The sequence below is a fragment of the Adlercreutzia agrestimuris genome (assembly GCF_943193125.1).
GTDB classification, from domain to species: Bacteria; Actinomycetota; Coriobacteriia; order Coriobacteriales; family Eggerthellaceae; genus Xiamenia; species Xiamenia agrestimuris.
In genome coordinates, this window is the sequence record NZ_CALPCX010000002.1 from 32008 (window position 1) to 53877 (window position 21870).

16 protein-coding genes are annotated in these 21870 nt (G+C 50.6%); 10 read left to right on the plus strand and 6 right to left on the minus strand.

What is annotated here, in order from left to right; genetic code table 11:
- Positions 1-73 precede the first annotated feature (73 nt).
- The 4 genes from NFR28_RS03340 (at position 74) to NFR28_RS03355 (ending at position 7425) form a co-directional block, all read left to right on the plus strand.
- Positions 74-703, plus strand: a complete 630-nt coding sequence (locus NFR28_RS03340; RefSeq protein WP_251178420.1) for a TetR/AcrR family transcriptional regulator — start codon at positions 74-76, stop codon at positions 701-703.
- 15 nt (positions 704-718) lie between these two features.
- On the plus strand, positions 719-5386 hold the full coding sequence (locus NFR28_RS03345; RefSeq protein WP_251178421.1) for a 2-hydroxyacyl-CoA dehydratase: 4668 nt from the start codon (positions 719-721) through the stop codon (positions 5384-5386).
- Between the two features lie 434 nt (positions 5387-5820).
- Positions 5821-6774 carry a 16S rRNA (cytidine(1402)-2'-O)-methyltransferase gene (rsmI, locus tag NFR28_RS03350; protein ID WP_275556961.1) on the plus strand — a complete coding sequence of 318 codons (954 nt, stop codon included), beginning with the start codon at positions 5821-5823 and terminating at the stop codon, positions 6772-6774.
- A 3-nt stretch (positions 6775-6777) separates the two neighbouring features.
- Positions 6778-7425, plus strand: a complete 648-nt coding sequence (locus NFR28_RS03355; RefSeq protein WP_251178837.1) for a M48 metallopeptidase family protein — start codon at positions 6778-6780, stop codon at positions 7423-7425.
- 35 nt (positions 7426-7460) lie between these two features.
- On the opposite strand, the gene NFR28_RS03360 is transcribed toward NFR28_RS03355, so the two are convergent.
- A complete protein-coding gene (locus tag NFR28_RS03360) occupies positions 7461-8759 on the minus strand; it encodes a coiled-coil domain-containing protein (RefSeq protein ID WP_251178422.1) in 1299 nt (432 codons plus the stop codon).
- 196 nt (positions 8760-8955) lie between these two features.
- Between NFR28_RS03360 and metG the strand changes: the two genes are divergently transcribed.
- From metG to NFR28_RS03390, 6 genes are read left to right on the plus strand one after another with little or no spacing between them, the layout of a single operon-like run.
- On the plus strand, positions 8956-10542 hold the full coding sequence (gene metG, locus NFR28_RS03365; protein ID WP_251178423.1) for a methionine--tRNA ligase: 1587 nt from the start codon (positions 8956-8958) through the stop codon (positions 10540-10542).
- 3 nt (positions 10543-10545) lie between these two features.
- Positions 10546-11682 (plus strand): TatD family hydrolase, encoded by a 1137-nt coding sequence (locus tag NFR28_RS03370; protein WP_251178424.1) that lies wholly within the window; start codon positions 10546-10548, stop codon positions 11680-11682.
- A 19-nt stretch (positions 11683-11701) separates the two neighbouring features.
- A complete protein-coding gene (locus NFR28_RS03375) occupies positions 11702-12325 on the plus strand; it encodes a flavodoxin family protein (protein ID WP_251178425.1) in 624 nt (207 codons plus the stop codon).
- On the plus strand, positions 12318-13289 hold the full coding sequence (gene rsmA / locus NFR28_RS03380) for a 16S rRNA (adenine(1518)-N(6)/adenine(1519)-N(6))-dimethyltransferase RsmA (protein WP_251178426.1): 972 nt from the start codon (positions 12318-12320) through the stop codon (positions 13287-13289). Before NFR28_RS03375 ends, rsmA begins: the two co-directional genes overlap by 8 nt.
- 12 nt (positions 13290-13301) lie before the next feature.
- On the plus strand, positions 13302-13601 hold the full coding sequence (locus NFR28_RS03385; RefSeq protein WP_251178427.1) for a hypothetical protein: 300 nt from the start codon (positions 13302-13304) through the stop codon (positions 13599-13601).
- A complete protein-coding gene (locus NFR28_RS03390; protein ID WP_251178428.1) occupies positions 13598-14341 on the plus strand; it encodes a tyrosine-protein phosphatase in 744 nt (247 codons plus the stop codon). The genes NFR28_RS03385 and NFR28_RS03390 overlap by 4 nt, the downstream gene beginning before the upstream one ends.
- Here the strand turns inward: NFR28_RS03390 and NFR28_RS03395 are convergent.
- From NFR28_RS03395 to NFR28_RS03415, 5 genes are all read right to left on the minus strand, one after another.
- Positions 14310-15830, minus strand: a complete 1521-nt coding sequence (locus NFR28_RS03395; protein ID WP_251178429.1) for a helix-turn-helix transcriptional regulator — start codon at positions 15828-15830, stop codon at positions 14310-14312. The two genes, NFR28_RS03390 and NFR28_RS03395, sit on opposite strands and share 32 nt — an antisense overlap.
- A 193-nt stretch (positions 15831-16023) precedes the next feature.
- Entirely contained in the window at positions 16024-17775 is a 1752-nt protein-coding gene (locus NFR28_RS03400; protein ID WP_251178430.1) for an FAD-binding protein, read from the minus strand.
- A gap of 244 nt (positions 17776-18019) precedes the next feature.
- On the minus strand, positions 18020-18898 hold the full coding sequence (locus tag NFR28_RS03405) for an ADP-ribosylglycohydrolase family protein (protein WP_251178431.1): 879 nt from the start codon (positions 18896-18898) through the stop codon (positions 18020-18022).
- A gap of 675 nt (positions 18899-19573) precedes the next feature.
- On the minus strand, positions 19574-20065 hold the full coding sequence (locus NFR28_RS03410; protein WP_251178432.1) for a hypothetical protein: 492 nt from the start codon (positions 20063-20065) through the stop codon (positions 19574-19576).
- An 18-nt stretch (positions 20066-20083) separates the two neighbouring features.
- A complete protein-coding gene (locus NFR28_RS03415) occupies positions 20084-21661 on the minus strand; it encodes a molybdopterin-dependent oxidoreductase (RefSeq protein ID WP_251178433.1) in 1578 nt (525 codons plus the stop codon).
- Between the last annotated feature and the right edge of the window lie 209 nt (positions 21662-21870).

The window sequence follows — 21870 nt, forward strand, 5'->3', positions numbered from 1 at the left end:
TTCAACACTCTGTTCAATAATGTGCGTAGTGTTGAAAATAGAAGTTTATAGCTGCCGACACGAAGGGGATGGGTTGGAAACCGTACTAGCATTTGATGCTACAAGCCTCCAAGACAGGCGCATCACCCGATCAAAGCGAGCCTTGCGTACGGCGCTGGTGTCGCTTACTGAAGAGATTGGCATTGATGCCATTACCGTAAATGATCTATGCGAGCGCGCTGATCTGAATCGCGGTACCTTTTACAATCACTACAAAGATAAAGACGACCTGCTTCGTGCCTTTGAAGATGAGATTCTCTTTGATTTGACGCGTTTTCAGGATGATCTGGCAAAGCTCGGCATGATGGATTTGGTGAAATTGCGTCTGCTTAAAAAGCCCCTTCCGTTTTTGGTTGAGCTCTTTGATTACCTGCGCGAACAAGGAGACTTTCTGCACGCAATGCTTGGCCCTGGCGGAGATCCAGGGTTTGGGCCGCGTCTTAAGGACTGTGTGTGCTCGAAGCTTGTTTGGTCAATTTTGCATGAGCACTATGCCAACGAACATGATGCCTTTGTAGATTACTACGTCTCTTTTTATGCTGCTGCGTATCTTGGCGTGATTACGCGTTGGATTGAAACAGGGATGCATGAATCAAGCGAAGAGATGGCGCTGATTGCTTTGAGACTGTTCTTTATTAAACCCGGCGAACCTATTGCTCTTTAGGCGAAGAATATAGTTATGGAAGTGAAAGATATGAGCCAAACTGAAACTCTCACGACGCAAACATCTGATAATGCACTTCATCTGGGTATTGACGTGGGATCAACCACGGTAAAGCTAGCTATCTTGGATGCTGCGCATGAAATTAAATACGCAGTATATCGTCGCCATCATGCTGACGTACGTGCAACTATTGTCGAAGTGCTTGCTGAAGCAGCGCAAGATTTTGGTGACCAAGTCATGACCATTGCTATTACCGGTTCAGGTGGTTTGCTTTTAGCGCAGTGGTTAGGCGTTGAGTTTGTACAAGAGGTTATTGCTTCTAAAACCGCTGTTGAAACCTTTATTCCTACTACCGATGTTGCTATTGAGTTGGGTGGCGAAGACGCCAAGATCATCTATTTTGACCAGGGAATTGAGCAGCGCATGAACGGTACGTGTGCCGGAGGTACAGGTGCATTCATTGACCAGATGGCAGCTCTTTTGAACACCGACGCGGGTGGGTTGAACGAGTTGGCGAAAAGCCATTCCACGATATATCCCATAGCCAGCCGCTGTGGTGTGTTTGCCAAAACTGACGTGCAACCGCTGCTTAATGAGGGTGCGAAAAAAGAAGATATTGCTGCGTCAATTTTTCAGTCAGTCGTTACGCAGACCATTTCAGGCTTGGCGTGCGGTCGCCCCATTCGCGGTAACGTTGCTTTCTTGGGTGGTCCGCTGCAATACTTGCCTGAACTGCGTAAACGCTTCTATGAAACGCTTGAGTTGACCGATGATGCCATCATTGTTCCCGATAACGCGCATCTGTTTGTGGCAAGTGGTTGTGCCATTGCGGGCGCACAAAGCGAGACGGTTAAAACCGAGCGCTTGACTGACGTGCTTGAGCGCCTGCGTAACTTGGGCGACATCCAAGGCTCTGAGGTAGTTCGTCTGGCGCCTCTTTTTGCCAATGAAGAGGAGTACGCTGAGTTCAATGCGCGCCATGCGCAAGAGACAGTGGAGCGAGCAAACCTTCTTGAGTATGAGGGTGTGGCATTTTTGGGTATTGATGCGGGCTCAACCACATTTAAGGCAACGCTGATTGACGATCAGGGGCGTCTGCTCTGGTCTCACTACGCCTCCAACAAAGGAGATGTGTTGGGGTGCGCAAAAGCAGCCATTTCTCAGTTGTATAACGATATGCCCGTTGACTCGCAAACAGGTGAATCGCTTATCACTATAGGTCACGCTACCGTAACAGGGTATGGCGAGCATCTTTTGCTTGAAGCACTTCACATTGATTCTGGTGAAATTGAAACTGTAGCTCACTTGCGCGGCGCACAAGAGATGTTGCCTGGCGTTGAATTCATCTTGGATATTGGCGGACAGGATATGAAATGCTTGCGTGTCAAAGATGGGGTCATTGAGCACATCATGCTCAATGAGGCATGCTCATCAGGCTGCGGAAGCTTTATTGAAAGCTTTGCCACTGGTCTCAATCTTGATGTTGCTGAGTTTGCGCAGACTGCTATTGAGGCAAAGAACCCCGTAGACTTGGGAAGCCGTTGTACGGTATTTATGAATTCTCGCGTGAAGCAGGCGCAAAAAGAAGGCGCAACGGTGGGCGATATTGCTGCCGGTTTGGCCATTTCGGTTATTAAGAATGCGCTTTTTAAGGTTATTAAAATTCGTGACCCGCATGATGTGGGCGAAAAGGTCATTGTGCAAGGTGGCACCTTCTTAAACGATGCTGTCTTGCGCGCATTTGAGCAGCTTTCTGAAGTTAATGCTGTTCGTCCTGATATTGCAGGCAACATGGGTGCATACGGCGCTGCTTTATTGGCGCGCGATCGCTATCAAGTGCAGGCGCATAAACTGCAAAACCGCGCGGATCGCGCAGAGTCATTCAGCATGCTGGATTCTCAAGTTGAAGTGGAATGTCCAGTGTCTGAGCTTTTGACCCTTGAGCAGATAGAAACGCTTTCTCCTACGCACAAGACGGTTCGTTGTAAGGGCTGCTCAAATAGCTGTCTGCTGACAGTAAATGACTTTGGCAAAGATGAGCGCACGGGCAAGCATCGCCGTTTTATTACGGGTAATCGTTGCGAAAAAGGTGCAGGCACCTTTGATGAGTCGAATGCAACACCTAATCTTTTTACGTATAAATCTCACCGTTTGTTTGACTATGAGCCGCTTTCAGCTGAAAAGGCAACGCGTCCAACGGTAGGCATTCCGCGTGCACTCAATATGTATGAGAACTATCCATTCTGGTTTACGTTCTTTACTGAACTGGGTCATCGCGTGGTGCTCTCTGATCCGTCAACGAAAAAGACGTATGAGGCAGGCATTGAGTCTATGCCTTCTGAGAGTGTGTGCTATCCCGCTAAGCTGAGCCACGGTCATGTTATGAACTTGCTGGAAAAGCGTCCAGACTTTATTTGGTTCCCGTGTTCAAAATGGGAGCGCCAAGAAGACGAAGGCGCAGGAAACCACTTTAACTGTCCTATTGTGGCAAGTTATGCTGAAGCGCTGCGTCTCAACATTGATGAGTTGCAGACCTCTCAGATGCCGTTCTTAAACCCCTGGTTGCCCTATGACCAAAAGGAGCATCTGAAGAAGCGACTCTATGTTGAGCTGGTAGAAGAGCACCCCGAACTCATGCGCGATGCACAGGGAAATGTGCCGACGCAAGCTGATATTGATGCCGCGGTGGAGGCCGCCTGGGCAGAAGACGAAGCGTTCAAGCGTGATATTCGCGCAAAGGGCGAAGAGACACTTGCATGGATGGAAGAGACAGGCACTCACGGCATTGTGCTGGCAGGCCGTCCGTATCACAACGACCCTGAGATCAACCATGCAATTCCTGAGCTGTTGACCAGTTTTGGCCTGGCGGTTCTCACTGAAGACTCAATTGCTCACTTGGGCACCCTTGAGCGTCCTATTCGTCTTGTTGACCAGTGGATGTATCATACGCGCCTCTACGCAGCTGCCAAGGTTGCCACCGAGCGTGAAGACTTAGATCTTATCCAGCTCAACAGTTTTGGTTGCGGCTTAGATGCTCTAACTACTGATCAAGTGCAAGAGATTTTGGAGGCAGCGGGCAAAGTCTATACCGTCTTAAAGATTGACGAAGTTTCAAATTTGGGTGCCGCGCGCATTCGCGTAAGAAGTTTGTTGGCGGCTCTGAAAAACCAGGCTGACGAGCGCGCCGAAGAGCAGCTTTCGCCTCATGCGTGTCCTGCTGCAAACTTCGACATTTTAATTGAAGCACCTGAAACCTTCACCGAAAAGGCTTCTCCTGAAACCATCGAGCGCATTAAGCAGCGCGAAGGAACCACTACCGAGTTTCCGCGTGCGCAATTTACGCAAGAGATGAAAGATGCTGGCTATACCATTCTCTGCCCGCAGATGGCTCCTATACACTTTGACCTGCTCGTTGAGATCTTCCATCGCAATGGGTATAACCTTGAACTTTTGCCTTCGGTTGATCACGGTGCAGTGGATGCGGGTCTCAAATATGTCAACAACGACATTTGCTACCCCTCAATCCTTGTCACCGGCCAGATCATGGAAGCGGTCATGTCGGGCAAGTATGACACCGACAAGCTGGCGGTTATCATTACGCAAACAGGTGGCGGATGCCGCGCAACGAACTATATCTCGCTTATTCGTAAGGCGCTTGCCTCGGTTGGGCTTGAGCACATTCCCGTCATTGCGTTGTCATTTAAAGATTTAGGCGAAGATAATCCGGGCTTTAAGATTACGCCTGCAATGCTTTTGCAAGCAGTTTATGCGCTTATGTATGGTGACCTGCTGATGATGTGTTTGTATCGCACGCGTCCCTATGAGGTGGAAGCAGGTAGTGCCAATCGTTTGTTTGACCAATGGATGAGCACTTGTCGCGAGCAACTGACGCGCGGTCTCAAGCGCTCTGAGTTTAAGAAAACAGTAAAGCGCATTGTTGAGGATTTTGATACGCTGCCGCTGCAAGGTGAAGGCACAAAGCCGCGTGTTGGTGTGGTTGGCGAGATTTTAGTAAAGTTCCATCCCACAGCAAACAACCAGGTTGTTGACGTAATTGAGCACGAAGGATGCGAAGCGGTTGTGCCGGGGCTCATTGAGTTTTTCCTCTTTGGTATTGCGGGCGGCATCTTCCAAAAAGATCCGCTTGGTAGATCCGCTAAGGGAGCCCTTGGAAGTCGCATTGCTTTGAAAGTGGTTGAGAAGTTCCGCTCTCCGGTAACTAATGCGTTGAAGGCGTCAAGTCGCTTTGAGCCGCCAGCTGATATTTATGAACTGGCAGATTACGCAAGTCAGGTATTGTCTCTGTGTAACTCCATGGGTGAGGGCTGGCTGCTCACAGCTGAAATGGTTGAGCTTATTCGCACGGGTGCGCCCAATGTTGTATGTGCGCAACCGTTTGCTTGCCTGCCGAATCACGTAGTGGGTAAGGCAGTTATCAAGGAGCTACGACGTCAGTATCCGCAATCCAATATTGTGGCAGTCGACTACGATCCGGGTGCATCTGAGGTAAACCAGCTCAACCGCATTAAGCTTATGATTAGTGTAGCTAAGGCGAACTTGTCAGAAAAGGAGCAGGTAGCGCGTGTTGAGCGCGACACGCAGGTGGCTGCTTCAACGCGACAGGCGTCCACGCAAGATGGCGGTGCGCTGGAGATTGAAGTGAGCGAAACGCAGGTGGATTAAGCAGCTGCGCAGCCAGCGTGCGGCGTGCGGCGTGCCAGGCGCGACATCGGGCGTGGAGCCGGACGCGGAATTGAGCGCGGAGCCAGGCGCGACAACGGGCGCGGAATTGAGCGCGAAATCGCTCGATTTCTATACAAATCGGGCAGAAGCTGCCATGAGCTCTGATCAGGCATTATGAAGCATAATGCCTGATCAGATGCCCCATAGTGTTGTGGCAGTTTGTTCCCGATTTGTATAGAAATGCCGCAGAAAGCGTTGGCTGTACGGCCTGCGAGGAGCTGCAACCAGCGAGGGGGCGACCGGTGGAAGGTGCGCACTCGCATTGGCGGATCGAAGCCGCCTCCCGCGCGCCACAACCCGGCAGCTGTCGCAGTGCGCTATCATGGACTCGCAGCATTTTGAGTAAGCGTCTAGCATAACCAGGAGCTACCTTCATGAGCGATTCTTCGCCAACTACTTCGACTAGCGTCACAGCTCACGCTTATGACGCTAAGGAGTTTGCGTCCTCTATCCAGCATCAGCCACAAACGTACGAGGCAGGCGCGCTGATCATATGCCCGACGCCGCTTGGCAACTTAGGTGACATGACTTTTCGTGCGCGCGAAGCGCTTGCCTGTGCAGACGTGGTTTGCGCCGAGGACACGCGCGTAACAGGAAAACTATTGACAGCGCTGGGTATCAAGAAGCGTCTCGAGCGTTTGGATGAGGCGCTTTTGTCTCAACGCGCTGAAGCAATAGCTGAGCGAGTTTGTGCTGGCGAAGTGATTGCTTACTGTTCAGATGCTGGTATGCCAGGGGTTTCTGATCCTGGTATGCGTTTGGTGCAGGCGGTGCGCGCTGCGGGCGGTGTGGTGGAGGTGTTGCCTGGTCCTACTGCTGCAGCTACGGCTTATGTGGCAAGCGGAACGCATAACACGAACTTTTATTTTGGTGGCTTCTTTCCGCGCAAAGACACTCAGCGACAAGCACTGTTGCAAAGTTTGGCGCCACTTGATGCGGCGCTCATCTTTTACGAAAGCCCCAAGCGGGTAGTTTCGTCATTGGCGGCATTGGCGAAAGCTTTTCCGCATCGCGAGGCGGCAGTGTGCAGAGAGCTCACAAAGCTTCACGAAGAGATTGTCCGCATGAGTCTTCCTGAGCTGGCACAAGAGTTTGCAGCACGTGGCGAATCAAACCAGATCAAAGGCGAGATCGTCCTGGTGGTTGATGGGCCTTCTTCTGCAGAGGAGCATGAAAACGAGACTCTTGCTCAGCAAGATGCGCGTCAGGTTGCTGCTGGCTTGCGTGCCCAAGGGGTGCGCAAGAAAGAAATTGCAAAACACCTTGCAGAGCAGTTTGGTATTTCACGTAATGATGCTTATGCTATTGCTCTTGAGGATGAGGGCTAAGTGATGCGCGGTCGCACAGGTGCGCATCCGGGCGCGCATGGTCGCACCGGCACGCATTCGGGCGCGCGTGATCGCAAACGTGCAGGTCATGGGGCAATAGTTTCGCCTCCACAAGAGTATGAGGTGGATGGTATTCGTGTTCGCCTCGTGAGAAAACGAATACGAGGGGTGCACATGCGCCTTGCTGATGCGGGTGAGGTGGTTGTGGTTTCGGCTCCAGCATCGGTTTCAAAAGGCGAGATAGCACGCTTTGTTCGCACGCATAAATCGTGGATTGAAAAGCAGCGCGCTGTGCTTCGCCAATCTCCGATGGCACAAGCTGAAAGCGCCTCGCCTGAAGATATTGCCAGCTGGCGTGAGGTGGTGTCAGCGTGCGTGCCTGCGCTCATAGCGGCGTGGGAGCCTATTATGGGCGTTAAGGCGAAAACCGTGGCGTATCGCAACATGAAGAGTCGGTGGGGAAGTTGTCAGCCTGCTACGGGGCGCATTTGCATCAATGTGCGTCTTGCGCTGTATCCGCCTGAGTGCTTAGAGTACGTGGTGGTGCATGAGCTGTGTCATTTGCTCGAACGCGGTCATGGGCCGAAATTTCATGCGCTCATGGATGCGTTTATGCCTGATTGGAAAGAGCGCCGCGCGAAATTGCGCTAGGGGAGATTGTTTGAGACCTCGCGTGAGGTTTATCCCTAAATGAGCGCCATCTGATTAGAGGTGTTGATATACCACTTTTCCCAGTTCGGAGGACAATACTTCTGTGCATTTGTAACGGTAATGGTATACCCATAGCCTGCCGCCAACCCGCGAACATGTGCATCAATTGCCTGTTCCCAGCTGGTCCAACCATTATTGCTGCCCCAGCCCCAGGCATTGTAGGGTTCAAAACAATACGCACCTTTGGATGACTCGGTGTTAGAGATTGCAGGTGACCACCGCGGGTCAACACCATAGCTCCATGCAGCAGTGGCAAAAGCTTCGCCATAGCCTGACAGCGGTGATCCAGCAAGATAGTTGTTTATTCGCGTACTCCACTCGGCAATAAAGGCATCTCGGCCCATACTCCAGTCTGCACCATCGTCGCTGGGTGGCTCTAGGGCGCTGGTGGGAGGCGCTATGTAGTTCTCATCCTTGGTTGGATCGTCTTCTTCATCGTCGTTGCTGGACTCGTCGGCGTCTTTGTCTGCCTCTTCGGCTTCTTTCGCAGCTTTTTCGGCTGCTTCGCGCGCTGCTTCAGCTTCAGCGGCTAACGCTGCTGCTTCGGCTGCTTGGCGCGCCGCTTCTTCACGTGCGCGGCGCTGCATTTCTTCGCGTGCTTCTTGTGCGGCTTTGAGGGCGCTTTCGGCTGATTCTTTTTCGGCTGCCGCTTCATCGCGCGCGGAATCCAAGTTTGCTTGGGTTGTCTCAAGATCTTCCTTGAGGCTTTGCAGACGCTCAATTTCTGCAGCATTGTGCGCTTGAATGTGATCAAGATAGACGAAGTTGCGAATGAAGTCTTGCAGCGACTCTGCACCTAAAAAGAGCGCAATAATATTGGGACTTTCTTGTTGAAGCTCATACTGCGCACGATAGGCACTTGCGGCGCGTTCTTGTTGCTCGGGGAGGTCTTCGCGCATGGTTGCAAGCGATGCTTCGTTTTCTTCAATTTGCGTTTCAATCTCGGCTAAACGCTTGGTGGCCTCATCGTATTCTTGCGAGGTGCGCTCTACTTCTTGTGTGAGCGGATCAATGTCGTCTGGTACGGTTGTGTCCGGATTGCTGCCGGTAACAGGCGCTTTGTCTGCGTCATCTTCAATGCGAGTTTCATCTGAGGTTTCTTGTGTGTCTTCTTCGGCTGCGTATGCGTAGTGCAACTCAAACGCGTGCGCGTTAAAACCATAGAGAGCTAAAACGCAAGCTAGTATACAGCTGATCAGCGCATATAGTGGTGAAACGCTTCCGGCATCCATCATGCGTTGGTGAGTTTGATATGTCGGGCGAAAAATTCGCATCCGCATATTATACGAAGTGAGGTGGTGTTAATTTGGCTGGTCACCAAAAGCGCATAACGTGTGTGTCTCAGATTGTATGTTTGTTATGGGTAGTTGACGTGTGATAGACGCCCAAAGCTGCGGTGTGAGGTGTGTGAGGAAGGCGTGCTCATGGTACAATTATGCGCCGAATATCCCTGATTCTAAAGGAAGCACCATGTCAAAAGGTACCTACTCATTTACTACTCCTATCTATTATGTAAATGCGGCGCCACACTTGGGCACTGCTTATACGACCGTTGCCGCCGATACCGTTGCTCGTTACCAGCGCATGAATGGTTATGATGTTGCATTTGTGACTGGTATGGATGAGCACGGGCAAAAGGTTGCCGACACTGCCGCTTCGCATGATTTGACACCGCAGGCGTGGTGCGACTCAATGGAGCCGGCATTTCGCGATGCGTGGGATATGCTTGATATTACCTACACTGACTTTGTGCGTACAACGGAACCGCGCCACGCACGCACGGTGCAAAAGTTTTGGCAGGATCTTTATGACAAGGGTTACTGTTATAAAGACTCCTATGAGGGCTGGTACTGCGTGCACGAAGAAACGTATTACGCGGAAAGCGACCTTGAGAAAAACGAAGAAGGCCAGCTGGTATGCCCGGATTGCAAGCGTCCTGTCCAAAAGGCAGGGGGAGAAGAAAACTGGTTCTTTAAGCTTTCTGAATTCCAGCAACCGCTGCTTGATTTTTATGCAGAGCACCCTGATTTCATTCGCCCAGAAACACGTCGCAATGAGATTGTGACCTTTGTCGAGGGTGGTCTTAAGGACCTCTCCATTTCGCGTTCCACTTTTGATTGGGGTGTACCCCTACCTTTTGATGAGGGTCATGTGGCTTATGTATGGGCAGATGCGCTATTGGCATATTTGACCGGCATTGGCTATGGCGATCCTGATAGACCGGGTGAATTCGATGCACGATGGCCTATGCAATACCACTTTGTTGGCAAAGATATCACGCGTTTTCACTGTGTAATCTGGCCGGCCATGCTCATGGCTGCCGGGCTTCCTATTGCGCATACCGTCTTTGGTCACGGCTTTTTGCTTACCAAGGGCGAAAAGATGTCTAAGTCAAAAGGCAACGCCCTAAAGCCCGCTGAATTGGTGGAAATCTTTGGCGTGGATGCATATCGCTACTACTTTATGAGCGATGTTCAGTTTGGTCACGACGGTTCAATTTCGCTTGAGCGTATGGTGCAGGTATATAACGCAGATTTGGCGAACACATGGGGTAACCTGGTGAGTCGCGTATTCAACATGACAAAGAAATACTTTGACGGTCAAGTTCCTGTGGCTCCGCTTGAGCTTGAAGGGGTAGACAATCCTCTCAAAGCTGTTGCCGATGAGTTGTATGCTGAGTATGACGCGTGCATGGGACAAGTTGATTTCACGGGCGCAGCCGCGGCAGTTCAAAAGTTGGCGAATGCGGCAAATCTCTATGTTGAGCAGGCAGCTCCGTGGACGCTTGCCAAAGATGAGGCAAAAGCCGATGAGCTGGCATATGTCATGTATAACCTCCTTGAGGCCATTCGCATCATAGCGCTGTATATGGCGCCCTTTATGCCCAACACCTCAGCTGAGGTTTTCAAGCGTTTGTCGCTGGGTAATATCACTGAGGTTGACGATATTGAAGCGGTTTCTCAGTGGGGACAACTTCCTGCTGGTAATGCAGTTGAGATTGGGGATCCGCTCTTCCCGCGTCTTGACATGGATGCCATTGCTCTTGAGGTTGAATAACTCATGGAAGAGTCCGATAACTCGCAAGCCAATGCAATGCAGGAAGAACCTGCGGTCGGCACCTGTGGTAATGCGGGCGTAGATCGTTTTTCGGGCGAACCGCTATTTGAAGATGCACTCTTTCGTCAGAAACGAAAAAAGGGCAAGTTTCGTGTGGTGGAACCGCCTATTCCTGCCTTAGAAGGTGCCGTTGCGGATACGCATGCACATGTGCAGCTGTTAGCATCTCCTGCGGCGGCATTTGCGAAGGCGGCGGTTTTCGGCGTTGATTTTATCTGCGATATTGTTGATGTATGGGAAGATGATCCCGACACCTTTGATCACGTAATGCGCGCACATGATGCAGCGGCACAGCTGGTTTATCCGCTGGCGCAAAGCGCCTATGAAGCCTATGGAGCGCAGGCGCTTCCAGCGAAAACGGTGAGCGCAATTAAGGTTTGGGCTGCACAAAGTGCGGCACGGGATGGGTCAGATACAGAAAGCGTCAAGGATGCACCTTCCCTAGCTTTGCCTGAGGTTCGCTTTGCAATTGGGTGCCATCCCCATAATGCCAAGCACTATGACCGGACGCTTGAAGAGAAACTCATTGAGCGAGCGCGTGACCCGCGCGTGTGTGCAATTGGAGAAATTGGTCTTGACTATCATTATGACTTTTCTCCGCGCGAAGATCAGCAGCGCGTATTTCGCGCCCAGCTGCGTGTTGCGCACCAGCTCGGGCTGCCCGTTGTGTTGCACCTTCGCGAAGCGCATGATGAGGCGCTTGCAATCATGCGTGAAGAGGGCTTTCCGCAGGCGGGCGTGCTTTTGCATTGCTTCAAATTGGACGAAGTGATGTTAGCTCCTTGGGTGGAAGCGGGTTGCTATATTGCTTTTGGCGGTCCGCTGACATTTAAGTCAACCGATGAGGTGCGCGCTGCGGCTCGGTGCGTTCCGCTTGAGAGGTTGCTTACAGAGACTGATTCGCCCTATATGACTCCTGAGCCCATGCGTGGTATGGCATGCGAGCCGGCGCATACGATTTTTACTGCAGCACAGTTGGCGAATGTGCGCGATTGCGCGCCCGGTCAGGCACGCAAGGAGTTTTTGGCGCAACTCTTTCACAATGCGAATAGGCTGCTTGGGCAGCGCGAGGAAGCTTAAAGAGTGTGAGGAGAACTATATGCGTCGGTTGATTATTTGCGGATCTCCCCGAGCGTTAGGGAGAAGTGCAGCGCTTGCTGAGGCGCTGGCAGATGCATATCGTGTGCAAGGTGACGAAGTTGATCTCGTCAGTTTGGCAAGTGTAGATATTGCGTCGTGCACAGGGTGTTTAGTGTGTGAGCAAAACCTGCGTGTTCATGGTCGAGATCCACTCTATTGTGTGATTGCTGATGGTATGGTTCGCGTGCGTGCGCTGTTAAATGAGGCGGAGGCATTGACGGTGGTTTCGCCGGTGTATTTTTCGGGCGCCCCTTCGCAGCTCAAGGCATTTTTTGATCGCTTGCAACCTTATTATTACGCGCATATGTTTAAGAGTAAGCGCCCGTGTGATTTGTTTGTTGTGGGCGAAGGTGGAGACCCGCATGGTTTTGCCGCTTTGGTGAGTGAAACTCGTTCTGCTTTGGCGGTTGCGGGATTTCGCCTTGAGACGGTTCACGATTGGGTAGGACTTATCCGTCCCGATGGGGCGCTTATGGATGAAGTGGGTGCGCTCTGTGGGGGTCGCGTATCTCCCGCTTCTGAGTACCTGATGCAAACGCCTACGGGTATATTCCCAAAGGTGGGGGAGGATGTGCATGCCTAGTTTGTCGCCGCTTGCAAGCGTTAAAGCTACGCGTGCTGTGTTGGAATTGCATGGACTATCCACGAAGTATTCACTTGGGCAGAATTTCCTGGTCAATGATGCTATTGTGCAAAAAATTGTCAGTCTTGCCGAGCTGGATTCATCCGATGGTGTTTTAGAGGTGGGTCCTGGTATAGGTACGCTCACGCTTGCATTGCTTACGCGAGCGGGGTGGGTTGTTTCTATTGAGCGTGACGAGGATTTGGTGGATGTGCTGGCACAGACCACAGCACCGTGGGCAGATCATTTTGCGCTCATTTCGGCTGATGCGCTCCAGGTAAGCGCCGACGAGATTGCTACATGCGCCGCACAGCTAACTGCTGCATCGGCTGCTACAAGCCCTGCTTTAGCCACGGTGGATACCACTCCATTTCCAAATAAACTGGTGGCAAATTTACCCTATGCTGTTGCGGCAACTATCGTGCTTGACTACTTCGAGCGCTTTGAAGAAATCAATTCTGCTACGGTTATGGTGCAAAAAGAGGTTGCGGATCGTATGTCGGCAACGCCTGGCAGCAAAAACTATGGTGCTTATACGGTAAAGCTTCGCCTCTATACTCAGGTAGCAGGGCGTTTTCAAGTGAGCCCGCAGAATTTCTTTCCCCCACCACGCGTTGAGAGTAGTGTGATAAAGCTTGATCGTCGCACCTTGACGGATGCGCAAGGAGAGCCACTTTCAAAAGCAACGTTGCGCTGTGCTGCGCAAATGGCCGATGCTGCTTTCGCCACACGCCGTAAAACCATTGCGAATTCGTGCAAGACATATTTTTCGGGACGAGGAGCGCAAGGCGCGCACGTTTTACGCGTGCTTCCAGAGATACTACAGGCAGCTCATATTGATCCGAAACGACGTGGCGAGACGCTTGACCTGGATGAATTCATTGCGCTTGGATGCGCGTTGCAGACGTTGGGTGAACAAGCGTAAAGGGGAGTGCGGGTGAGCGAGAAGCAAGCAAAGGTGACTACCGAAGTTCATCATGTGGGCGAACCTATCATTTTTGAGGGCTACGTTGATGATTTCGAGCATGGGATTGCGCAAATTCAATTCAGCTTGGATAATGGCGTGACTTGGACGGGTTATTCCACTGAAGATTCTCGAGATGACGTAGGACTGACCTGGAATTTTGAGTATACCCCTCAAAGGGCTGGTTGCTATCTTCTCAAAGTACGCGCACTTAGCAAGACCGGCGAAGCTTCCTCGCTTGTGTCAGGTTTTGCGTTTGAGGTGTTGCCGTGAGCGAATATGAGGTGCTCGGACGGTTTCGCATGCGTGCGTTGGGCGGTGGATCTCTTGCGGGAGCTCGCCTGTTTCGCTCTGCACAGTTAACTGATATTTCACCAGATGAAGCACGTTTTATGACCTCACAAATAGGTATTCAAGCCATTTATGACATTCGTAATGAATGGGAGGTGCATGCGGCTCCGGAGCCCTATTTGGTGGGGGCGAAAACCATTCAGCTTGAACCGCTTACAACGCGTCGCCGCAAGAGCGCCAACGAGCGTTTTGCGGCTGGCGTTATTGGCGAATATGGCGTACCCGAAGAGCGTATGATTGCGAATTATAGGCGATATGTTCAGGAGTATCCCCTTATAGGACGCGCATTACGTGCGCTTGCTGCAGAACAAGTACCAGCACTGATCCATTGCGTGAATGGTAAGGATCGCACGGGTGTGATTTGTGCGGTCATCATGAAAGCATGCGACGTGCATGACGATGACATTATGCAGGATTATCTCATCACTAACGAAATTAATGCGGATTATATACGCGAAGAAGCTGAAGGACTAAGTGCGGGCATGACTGAGCATGAGCTGGCAATACTGATGTCTTTTTTAGAGGCCCGACCTGCGTATTTGCATGCATTCTTCGACGAAATAGAACGGCAGTATGGCAGCTTTCAGGCATATTTGACCAACGGCGTGAGGCTTAATCCAATCCAACAGCTTAAGCTTCGTGCGCTTTATGCTCGCAGCTAGTTATTGAGGTGGGTTGCGTTTTATTTGCGTGCTCGGTTTCTGGCGCAGATGAAGTGGTGATCATGTCCTCAACTAAATCAATGAGTTCTTGCTGGGAGTGGACATCAAGTTTCATATAGATATGTTTAACATGCGTCTTGACTGTGTTATATGACAGATAACACTGTTCGCTAATGGCGCGTCCGTTGCGTCCTTTGGCAAGCAATGCGCATATTTCAATCTCGCGTTTTGTGAGGCCATATTCTGCGCCAAGCTCTGAGCAGCATTCATCGAGTGTTTTTGAGTTGGAAGTTGTGTCTTTTGGCAACTCAATTGGCAGAGTATGATTAAGAGGCTCAACCCCAAATATAACGGCGCGGAAGCTATATTTTGAGAGCCAGACAAAAGAAAGCGCTAAAAATGAGAGCAGCATAAAACAGAGGAATCCGCAGGCAAGCGTATCATTTAAGCCTACAAGACTATTCACGACATGCCCAGAATAGGTTCCTACGAGAGTTCCGCAACCAGTAAAAATAGAACTCCACGCTATAACGCGCAATGCTCCTAATCTGTTGCGCATGCCAATGCCAAAAACAACTAAGCATCGGATGATGGAAAAACAGATGTCCCCAGCGTGGATAATATAGTTGCTTGTTGTTCCAAGTGGAATAAAGAGCGATACTGCGGCGCAGAGCAAACCTGCTAGTACTAAAAAAGCTGCAGCGGTGGCAAGCAGATCAACATAGTTTTCAAGCTTTTTGCTCCATGCAATGCAGACGAATGCACAGAGAGCTACGATTGCGCCAACAAGAGAGGTGTCAACCGGAATACCACTGACGCAATTAAGCGAGAGGGCAATACCAAACACGAGATTAAAAACGAAGAGACAACAAAAAGCAGGATTAAAAGGGCTGATGAATGCAAAAGGATTAGTGAATTCTACAGCTTCGATATTCTTAACTCGATCTAGCAGTAGAAGGTTTTGACAAGCATAAGGTCGTGAAAGAGTAAGCGAAATAAGCATTAATATGGTGCCAACAACAATGCGAAATTCTTGATTACATGCCACAAGAAGCCCTTGTCCAAGATCACCAAACAGACTTGCTATGCATATGCACAAAGCAGCACTTCTTGCGTTTGGAAGTTGGCAAAGCGCCAGCATGATGAGTACATTTATCCATAATCCTCCAAGCTCCCATAGAGTAAACCCGACGCACAATATTCCCGTGATGGGTTGAAACATATACCAGCCAACACAAAAAGCTCCTGTACACGTTGTAATTACGGAAACCTTGGTTGCCAGTGCCTCAGCTTTTGGGAAGAGAGAGTTTTGGACCATCCATAAAATTGCAAGATAAGGGACAATGGCAGCGATAATAAAAACAACATCGCGCCAGAGCGGTGCCGTTACTGAAAGCGGCGCAATAATATCCATATTCAAAACTTTATTGCAGGCAATACTTGCGGTTCCTGCAAAACAGACTGAAAGCCAGTTGCTCGTAATTTTCATAAGACCTTCTTGGTTATCATGTTTTGTACGAGATATCAGTACGCCGAATGTATCAGATTAATATGTTTTCCAATAATACACATAATGTCACCATTGGTATGAATCTTGGTACTTTCCAAATGTGCGGAAAGGGACGACGCGGTTGGATATGCGTCGTCCCTAACGGGAGGGTATGAGTAAGTCTTTAAATCGCTTAGTCTAAGTCACCTGCGATATGGCGTACACCATGACGTGCAAACGTCAACAAGCGACCGCAAGCCATGCCATGGGTAAGGTTGTAGTAGCCATCTGCGAAGAGCGAACCAGCACAGTTGCCTGCAGCGTAAAGACCAGGAAGAACGTCGCCATCGGTCTTGAGTACCTGTCCGTCAGCATTAATGCGCAAACCGTCGGAGGTATCAAGCAGTGTACCTCCTAGTGTTACTCCATAAAATGGTGCAGTGCGAATCTCGGACAAGAGATAAGGCTCTTTACCAAAGTCTTCGTCCTCTCCCTTGTCGTAAAGTTCGTTGTAACGCTCAATTGAGGCAAGGAAGTTCTTCTTGTGATCTCCTTCAAGAAGCAATCCGTCGGCAAGTTCCTCAAGCGTATCGGCCTTTATGACGATGCCTTTATCAATCCACTCTTGCAAGAAACCATCAGTGCCTGCGCCCATAACATTAACAATTAGGTTTGTTAAGCTTGCACAGCCAAGACTGTGGAAACGCTCAACATCGGAGGCGAAGTTTGCATCCCAAACTTCGAGATAAACTCCACCCGGTTGTGAGGCTGCAGCATAAGGTAGCCAGTCGTAATTGCCTGACTCGTTCGTGAAGCGCTCGCCATGGAGATTCATTTTCAAGAACGGCTGTGAACCTGGATTGAATTGGCCCGCAGTTGGAAGCATGGGCTCTCCTGCTGCCACGCTCTCTTCGGTCCAGCCAGCTTTCGTGCCTGGTGTAACAGCGCCACGGTCAAAGACGAAAGCTGCGGCACCGGGATCTTTCATGGCACCAGCCCAAAGCCCAGCTTTGATACCCATGCCGGTGTTGCTTGGCTCCCAGTCTGATGAGGTCAGGCAGCGTGACAGAATGGGGTTAATGCCATCCATCATGTCAGGGTTTGCTGCGTAGCCACCAGTTGTGAGCATGACATTTTTTGCGTTGATCTGCACGAAGCCTTCGCGCGTCTCAAAGATTGCGCCTGTAACAGCTCCACTTTCATCAGTTAAAAGCTTTGCAAGATCGTAGCCATACAATACTTCGTTACCTTGTTTATTGAGCAGGTCTTCAAAGATTTGGTTACGAGAGAGTTCCTTGTTTTCCTCAGGGCAATCCTCACGCGGATTGTAATTTACCTGGATGGGCGGTACATACATGTCAATGCCAACACCACCACGACCTTCGCCTTGGTCTGAATCAAAGTTTACTGCAAAGCCATATTGATCCATGATGTTTTTGACCCACTCATGCATTTCAGCAGATTCGTTGAGCCATGTTTTTGTGGTACGCATATCATTTTTGCCCCAGAAAGCTTGGCGCAAAACGTTGTTAAGCTTGATGGTGTCAACAGACTTGCCTGCTTCAGCGCACTCTGGAATGTTAACTGCACCATACCAACTACGTGTGGTAGAAACGGTGCCCGCCTTTTCGGCCAACAAAAAATCAAGGCCGAGATCTTGTGCCGTTACAGCAGCGGCAAGACCTGCATTGCCTGCGCCTACAATGAGCAGTTGAGTCTCTTTTGTTTCAATAATGTCCTCTGCGGCAATTTCGGGAGCTTCCCCAAGCCAAGCCGGCGTCTTGCCAACGACAGCCATACCGCTTTCGTCAACAGCAGAGCCTGTTTTGGCCATGGCGTCTTGTGGCGACTGCGGAGCGCATCCCGATAAACCGGCTGCTGCTGCAGCGCCTGCTGCTAATGCTGCACCTGACAAAAAACTACGACGTGAAATACCTTGCGCCATTCTTCCCTCCTAAGGAATCAAAATTGATAACAGCGTCTCTAATGACGAAGTGGCGTCATAGTAGTTTGGGAAGAAAAATCCTGCGTCACCCGCATTGGGGTATTTTGCGTTAATGCTGATCAAAAGCTTATATAAGCAAATAAATTAACTTTACTTGAGATTTTTGCGCAAAGGGTTATTCCCATGCATACGTGCACGGAATTGCATGTTTCGTGGCGTATTTGTCTTGTGATAGGTGCTTGGATTACAAAAACAGGCAGCTTTCAATGATGTCTTTGCCGCGCAAATCCGAAAGCCACTTGGTAGGTATAGCTTCTTGGCCATAAAGCGCACCTGCCAATGCGCCAGCGACGCATGCCGTGGTATCGGTGTCTCTGCCAAGATTTACTGCGCTTTGCACACATTGTTCATAACTGTTGGTGTGGAGGGCGCACCAAAGAGCTGCGCACAGTGTATCCATGACGTATCCACCAGAGGAGACTTCGTCACGCGACATCTCAGAGAGATTTTCCATGAAGGAAAAACGGGGGTCGTCGGGGATGTTTTTTGCAATGGCGGCGGGAAGATCTGCGGACAGTCGTACTTCTCTCAAGATTCTGACAAAGGTTATGCAAGCTTGTTTTGAGAGGCTATGGTTGTGTGTAATGCCTGATACCTCAGCAATTTGTTTGTTGGTTGCGTTCGTGAGAGCAAGTGGCGCAATGCGCATAAGCGACCCATTTCCATTGGAATATTCGTCTGAGCGACCTGCCCCTTCAGAGAGCGCCGTTGCCACAGTTCTTCCAATGTCAAATACAGCCCCATCAATTGCATAAGCACCTTCGTAGCTCCATTGTCTGAAGCGTTGAAGCATATCTTTTACGTCAATTTTTCTCTTGTGCCTGATACTGTCGCAGGTGGCTAAAAGCAGAGAAGTATCATCGGAAAAGGTACCTTTTGGTTGTCGATGTGCGCCACCGCCAACCATATCTGTGCAGGTAAATGTGTCGCGCGCCATGAATTCGTACGGCACGCCGAGAGCATCTCCAACAGCAGCACCATAGACAATTGCGCGAAGCTGTTCGCCAGGAGTACGTGTATTGTCAGCTTTCTTATTGTGCTGTTTGATACTGGGCTGAGTCATAGCAGCTCCATTCTGTAGGGTGGTTGGGGGCGTGAAGATATTTGCAACCATACTCTTTTTACATGCAACATGATTGTATGAGAACGTGCAAGATTTCGTAGTACTGTCTATGGGACAGATGCTCGGTACATGACGATCGCGGCATCGGGAGGCAAGCAATTGTTGCGGTGATTTTAAGCTTGCTCTTGTGATGCAGAGAGCGTATATACTTCTGAACTGGTGATATCGTGAAGGCTGGCGAATGAGGGCGAAATTGGACGAACCTGCGTAAATCTGGCAAACTTGCGCAATCTGCGCGAAACTGCTGTAACGATTTTGTTGCAACACTGAACTAATATTTGGCGGTTTTTGGAGGATGACCCACCTAATCGGCAACTTTTCCAGCCATTTTGAAGCCCAATCCACCTATTCGGCTACTTTTCCTGCCAAAGTTTGGTGTTTAATTGCAAATTTTATCACGCCGCCTGCTCAGACAGCCACCTGAACAGGGCGAACGCCGGCGCAGGCGGAAAACGCCAGCGCGGTCGTCTGAGCCGGGCGAGCACCAGCGCGAAGCGGGTGTCGGCGCGGGTTGCGGATACAACGCAGCTCGCGAACACAAATTTCCCTGCAACAAAAATGCCCTTGCGCACATGGCGCAAGGGCATAAGAGGGAGCGTTTGGTAAGCAGAAGCGTTAGCCGGCGATGTAATTTAGTACGCTTGCCAACGAAACACCACTTACATCAGCGTTTGCAACAGCGCCGCCACCAGCGACGTTGGTAGCGCATGCGCATGCCATGACGTAGGAGGTTGCATCTTCGTCAGCGGCCATATCGGCAACATTTGCCTCAAAGCTGACGCCATTGTCGGCGCTTACCGTGATGCTAGGGTTGACCAACTGCGCTGAATATTGCGGCAGGCCAGCACAGAGCGTAGCTGCAGCTTTGCAGAAGATGCACGAGATTTGCTCCGTAGAAGATACAACGTCTTGGCTGTAGCCAAAAGTACCTTCAACTGCGCGCTCTTCAACATTGACGCTTACGATATCAGTCTGCTCGACCGTTGCCTGCGGGTCTTGCTGTGCAGGGGCGGCCGGAGCGGCGGCGGCAACACTTACAGCGCCACCGGAGATTAATGCAGCAGCACTGAGTAATGCACCTGCGGTTTTAATCGTTTGTTGTTTCATGAATATCACCGCGTTCCTTTATTCTTCTACCGTTACGAACAGGGTGGTTGGGTTGGTGATGTGGTTGCCTTCGGTGTCGACAGCATCCAGCTTGACCTGGTATTTACCGGCTTTTGTTGGCGTCCAATCCATGGAGTAGTTCACCCATTGATATTTGTCGAAGTCAGGCACTTCTTCGCTCACTTTGTACTCAACCCAATTCTGACCCATATCGAAGCTGAAGCGGATTGTGTCCAGTTCGCCAACAAACTTTGCCCAGCTGGTGCAAGCGCCAGTGAGATTGATGGTTTCACCAACCTTAGCGGTGATGCCATCGTTTTGGAACCACATGCCATTAACGTTGATCTTCGGAGATGGAGCGGTTGATGCAGCATAAGTTGGGCCGTCCATAAATTGATCCGCAACTTTGAAGTCAATGCTGCCGAGGTGTTTTACCCATTGTGCGCCAGGCATACCGCAGGGAACCAGCATAAGCGGAGCACCTTGGTTAACGGTGAGGTTTTCGCCATACATTTGTGTGACCACATAAGTGTCCTCATAGAGCAGCTCAAGCTGGAAGTCCATCGGCGGGAATGCTGCCCAACCATCATTGCCTGCAGCGTTGATGGCGTTGGTGCCCTCAACAAGACCGCCGCATTGCTCAACAAGATAGCTCAGTGGAACGCCAGCCATGGGGAGGTTCTCCATGAGAGCGCCGCCTTCGCCGTTGGTTGCGCATGATTGCTGAGCGGTGAATTCAACTTGCGGCATTGCGCGAATCTCTTCAACCGTGAAGGTGCGAGGATTGTTGACACCAGTGATGGTCAGCGGGTTGTCATCAGCCGAAATGGCATCAAGGTCAATAGCGTCTGGACCCCAGTTGTTAACAACGAATACGTCGTCGGCGTCGGTTGCGTCTTGAGCAAAGCTCACTTCAATTTGCGGATCAGTGTCTACGGCCATTTCGGTGAGGTAGCCGCCTGCGTAGCCGCGAGATTCAACCCAAGCGCGAGTGGACTCATCGTCAGCCAGCCATGGGTAGCCGCCCAAAGCTGCCTGGTCATAGTAGTCTTCCCATAACATGAATTGGTATTCGCCCATTTCGCCATCTGAATTGACTGCATGGCAGCTCCAGCAATTGCCATCAGCCTCTAAGAACATCTCAGAGCTGTAGTGGCTTGCATGCATTGCGTCGCCGAGGTACGGACCGGTGAGCGTCATGTGGCCGCGGTGGCACGGCTCGCAGTCTTTGTACGTGCCGTTTTTGTCATAGCCAACATAGCTCAAAATGTGCGTATAGCCATTTTTGTTGACCATCTTGTCGAACAGATTCTCATGGCATGCGTTGCAGCCGCGGTTGCCCGTATTGAGATAGTTCTCGTTAAAGTATGTGTCCGGGAATAAACCTGCCGTGCGATCGGTAAATTTCGGATACATAGAATCTGCAGCATTATTGTCTGCGGTTGCTTCGCTTGATTGCGAAGCGGTGCTATCAGCATCATCTGAGCTTGCCTTGGGGGCACATCCCCACAAAACGAGCGTCAGTGCAAGCATGCTTGCTGCGACGATAGCCAGTGCGCGTCCCCTTGACACGCTCTGAGTCTTGACAGCTTTCATCTGCCTCTCCTCTCCTTGATGGGTCGGGTTATGCACAGGCAAATCGAATCCGCTTTCTCACCCCAAGCACCTTCAATTCACTCCATGCGCGTATCTTGAGTTTACGAACAGGTGAAAAACCTGTGATCAGCAAGTGTTGTGGAATTGCGAAGTACTGGATGTCTTTATCTCATCAACTGTTGATGAATTTTGCAAAATACCTGATCGAT

Excerpts from the sequence above, each read along its gene's own strand:
- NFR28_RS03345 (WP_251178421.1), top strand. The coding sequence starts at position 719 with ATGGAAGTGAAAGATATGAGCCAAACTGAAACTCTCACGACGCAAACA.
- rsmI (WP_275556961.1), top strand. The coding sequence starts at position 5,821 with ATGAGCGATTCTTCGCCAACTACTTCGACTAGCGTCACAGCTCACGCT.
- NFR28_RS03355 (WP_251178837.1), top strand. The coding sequence starts at position 6,778 with ATGCGCGGTCGCACAGGTGCGCATCCGGGCGCGCATGGTCGCACCGGC.
- NFR28_RS03360 (WP_251178422.1), bottom strand. The coding sequence starts at position 8,759 with ATGCGAATTTTTCGCCCGACATATCAAACTCACCAACGCATGATGGAT.
- metG (WP_251178423.1), top strand. The coding sequence starts at position 8,956 with ATGTCAAAAGGTACCTACTCATTTACTACTCCTATCTATTATGTAAAT.
- NFR28_RS03370 (WP_251178424.1), top strand. The coding sequence starts at position 10,546 with ATGGAAGAGTCCGATAACTCGCAAGCCAATGCAATGCAGGAAGAACCT.
- NFR28_RS03375 (WP_251178425.1), top strand. The coding sequence starts at position 11,702 with ATGCGTCGGTTGATTATTTGCGGATCTCCCCGAGCGTTAGGGAGAAGT.
- rsmA (WP_251178426.1), top strand. The coding sequence starts at position 12,318 with ATGCCTAGTTTGTCGCCGCTTGCAAGCGTTAAAGCTACGCGTGCTGTG.
- NFR28_RS03395 (WP_251178429.1), bottom strand. The coding sequence starts at position 15,830 with ATGAAAATTACGAGCAACTGGCTTTCAGTCTGTTTTGCAGGAACCGCA.
- NFR28_RS03400 (WP_251178430.1), bottom strand. The coding sequence starts at position 17,775 with ATGGCGCAAGGTATTTCACGTCGTAGTTTTTTGTCAGGTGCAGCATTA.
- NFR28_RS03405 (WP_251178431.1), bottom strand. The coding sequence starts at position 18,898 with ATGACTCAGCCCAGTATCAAACAGCACAATAAGAAAGCTGACAATACA.
- NFR28_RS03410 (WP_251178432.1), bottom strand. The coding sequence starts at position 20,065 with ATGAAACAACAAACGATTAAAACCGCAGGTGCATTACTCAGTGCTGCT.
- NFR28_RS03415 (WP_251178433.1), bottom strand. The coding sequence starts at position 21,661 with ATGAAAGCTGTCAAGACTCAGAGCGTGTCAAGGGGACGCGCACTGGCT.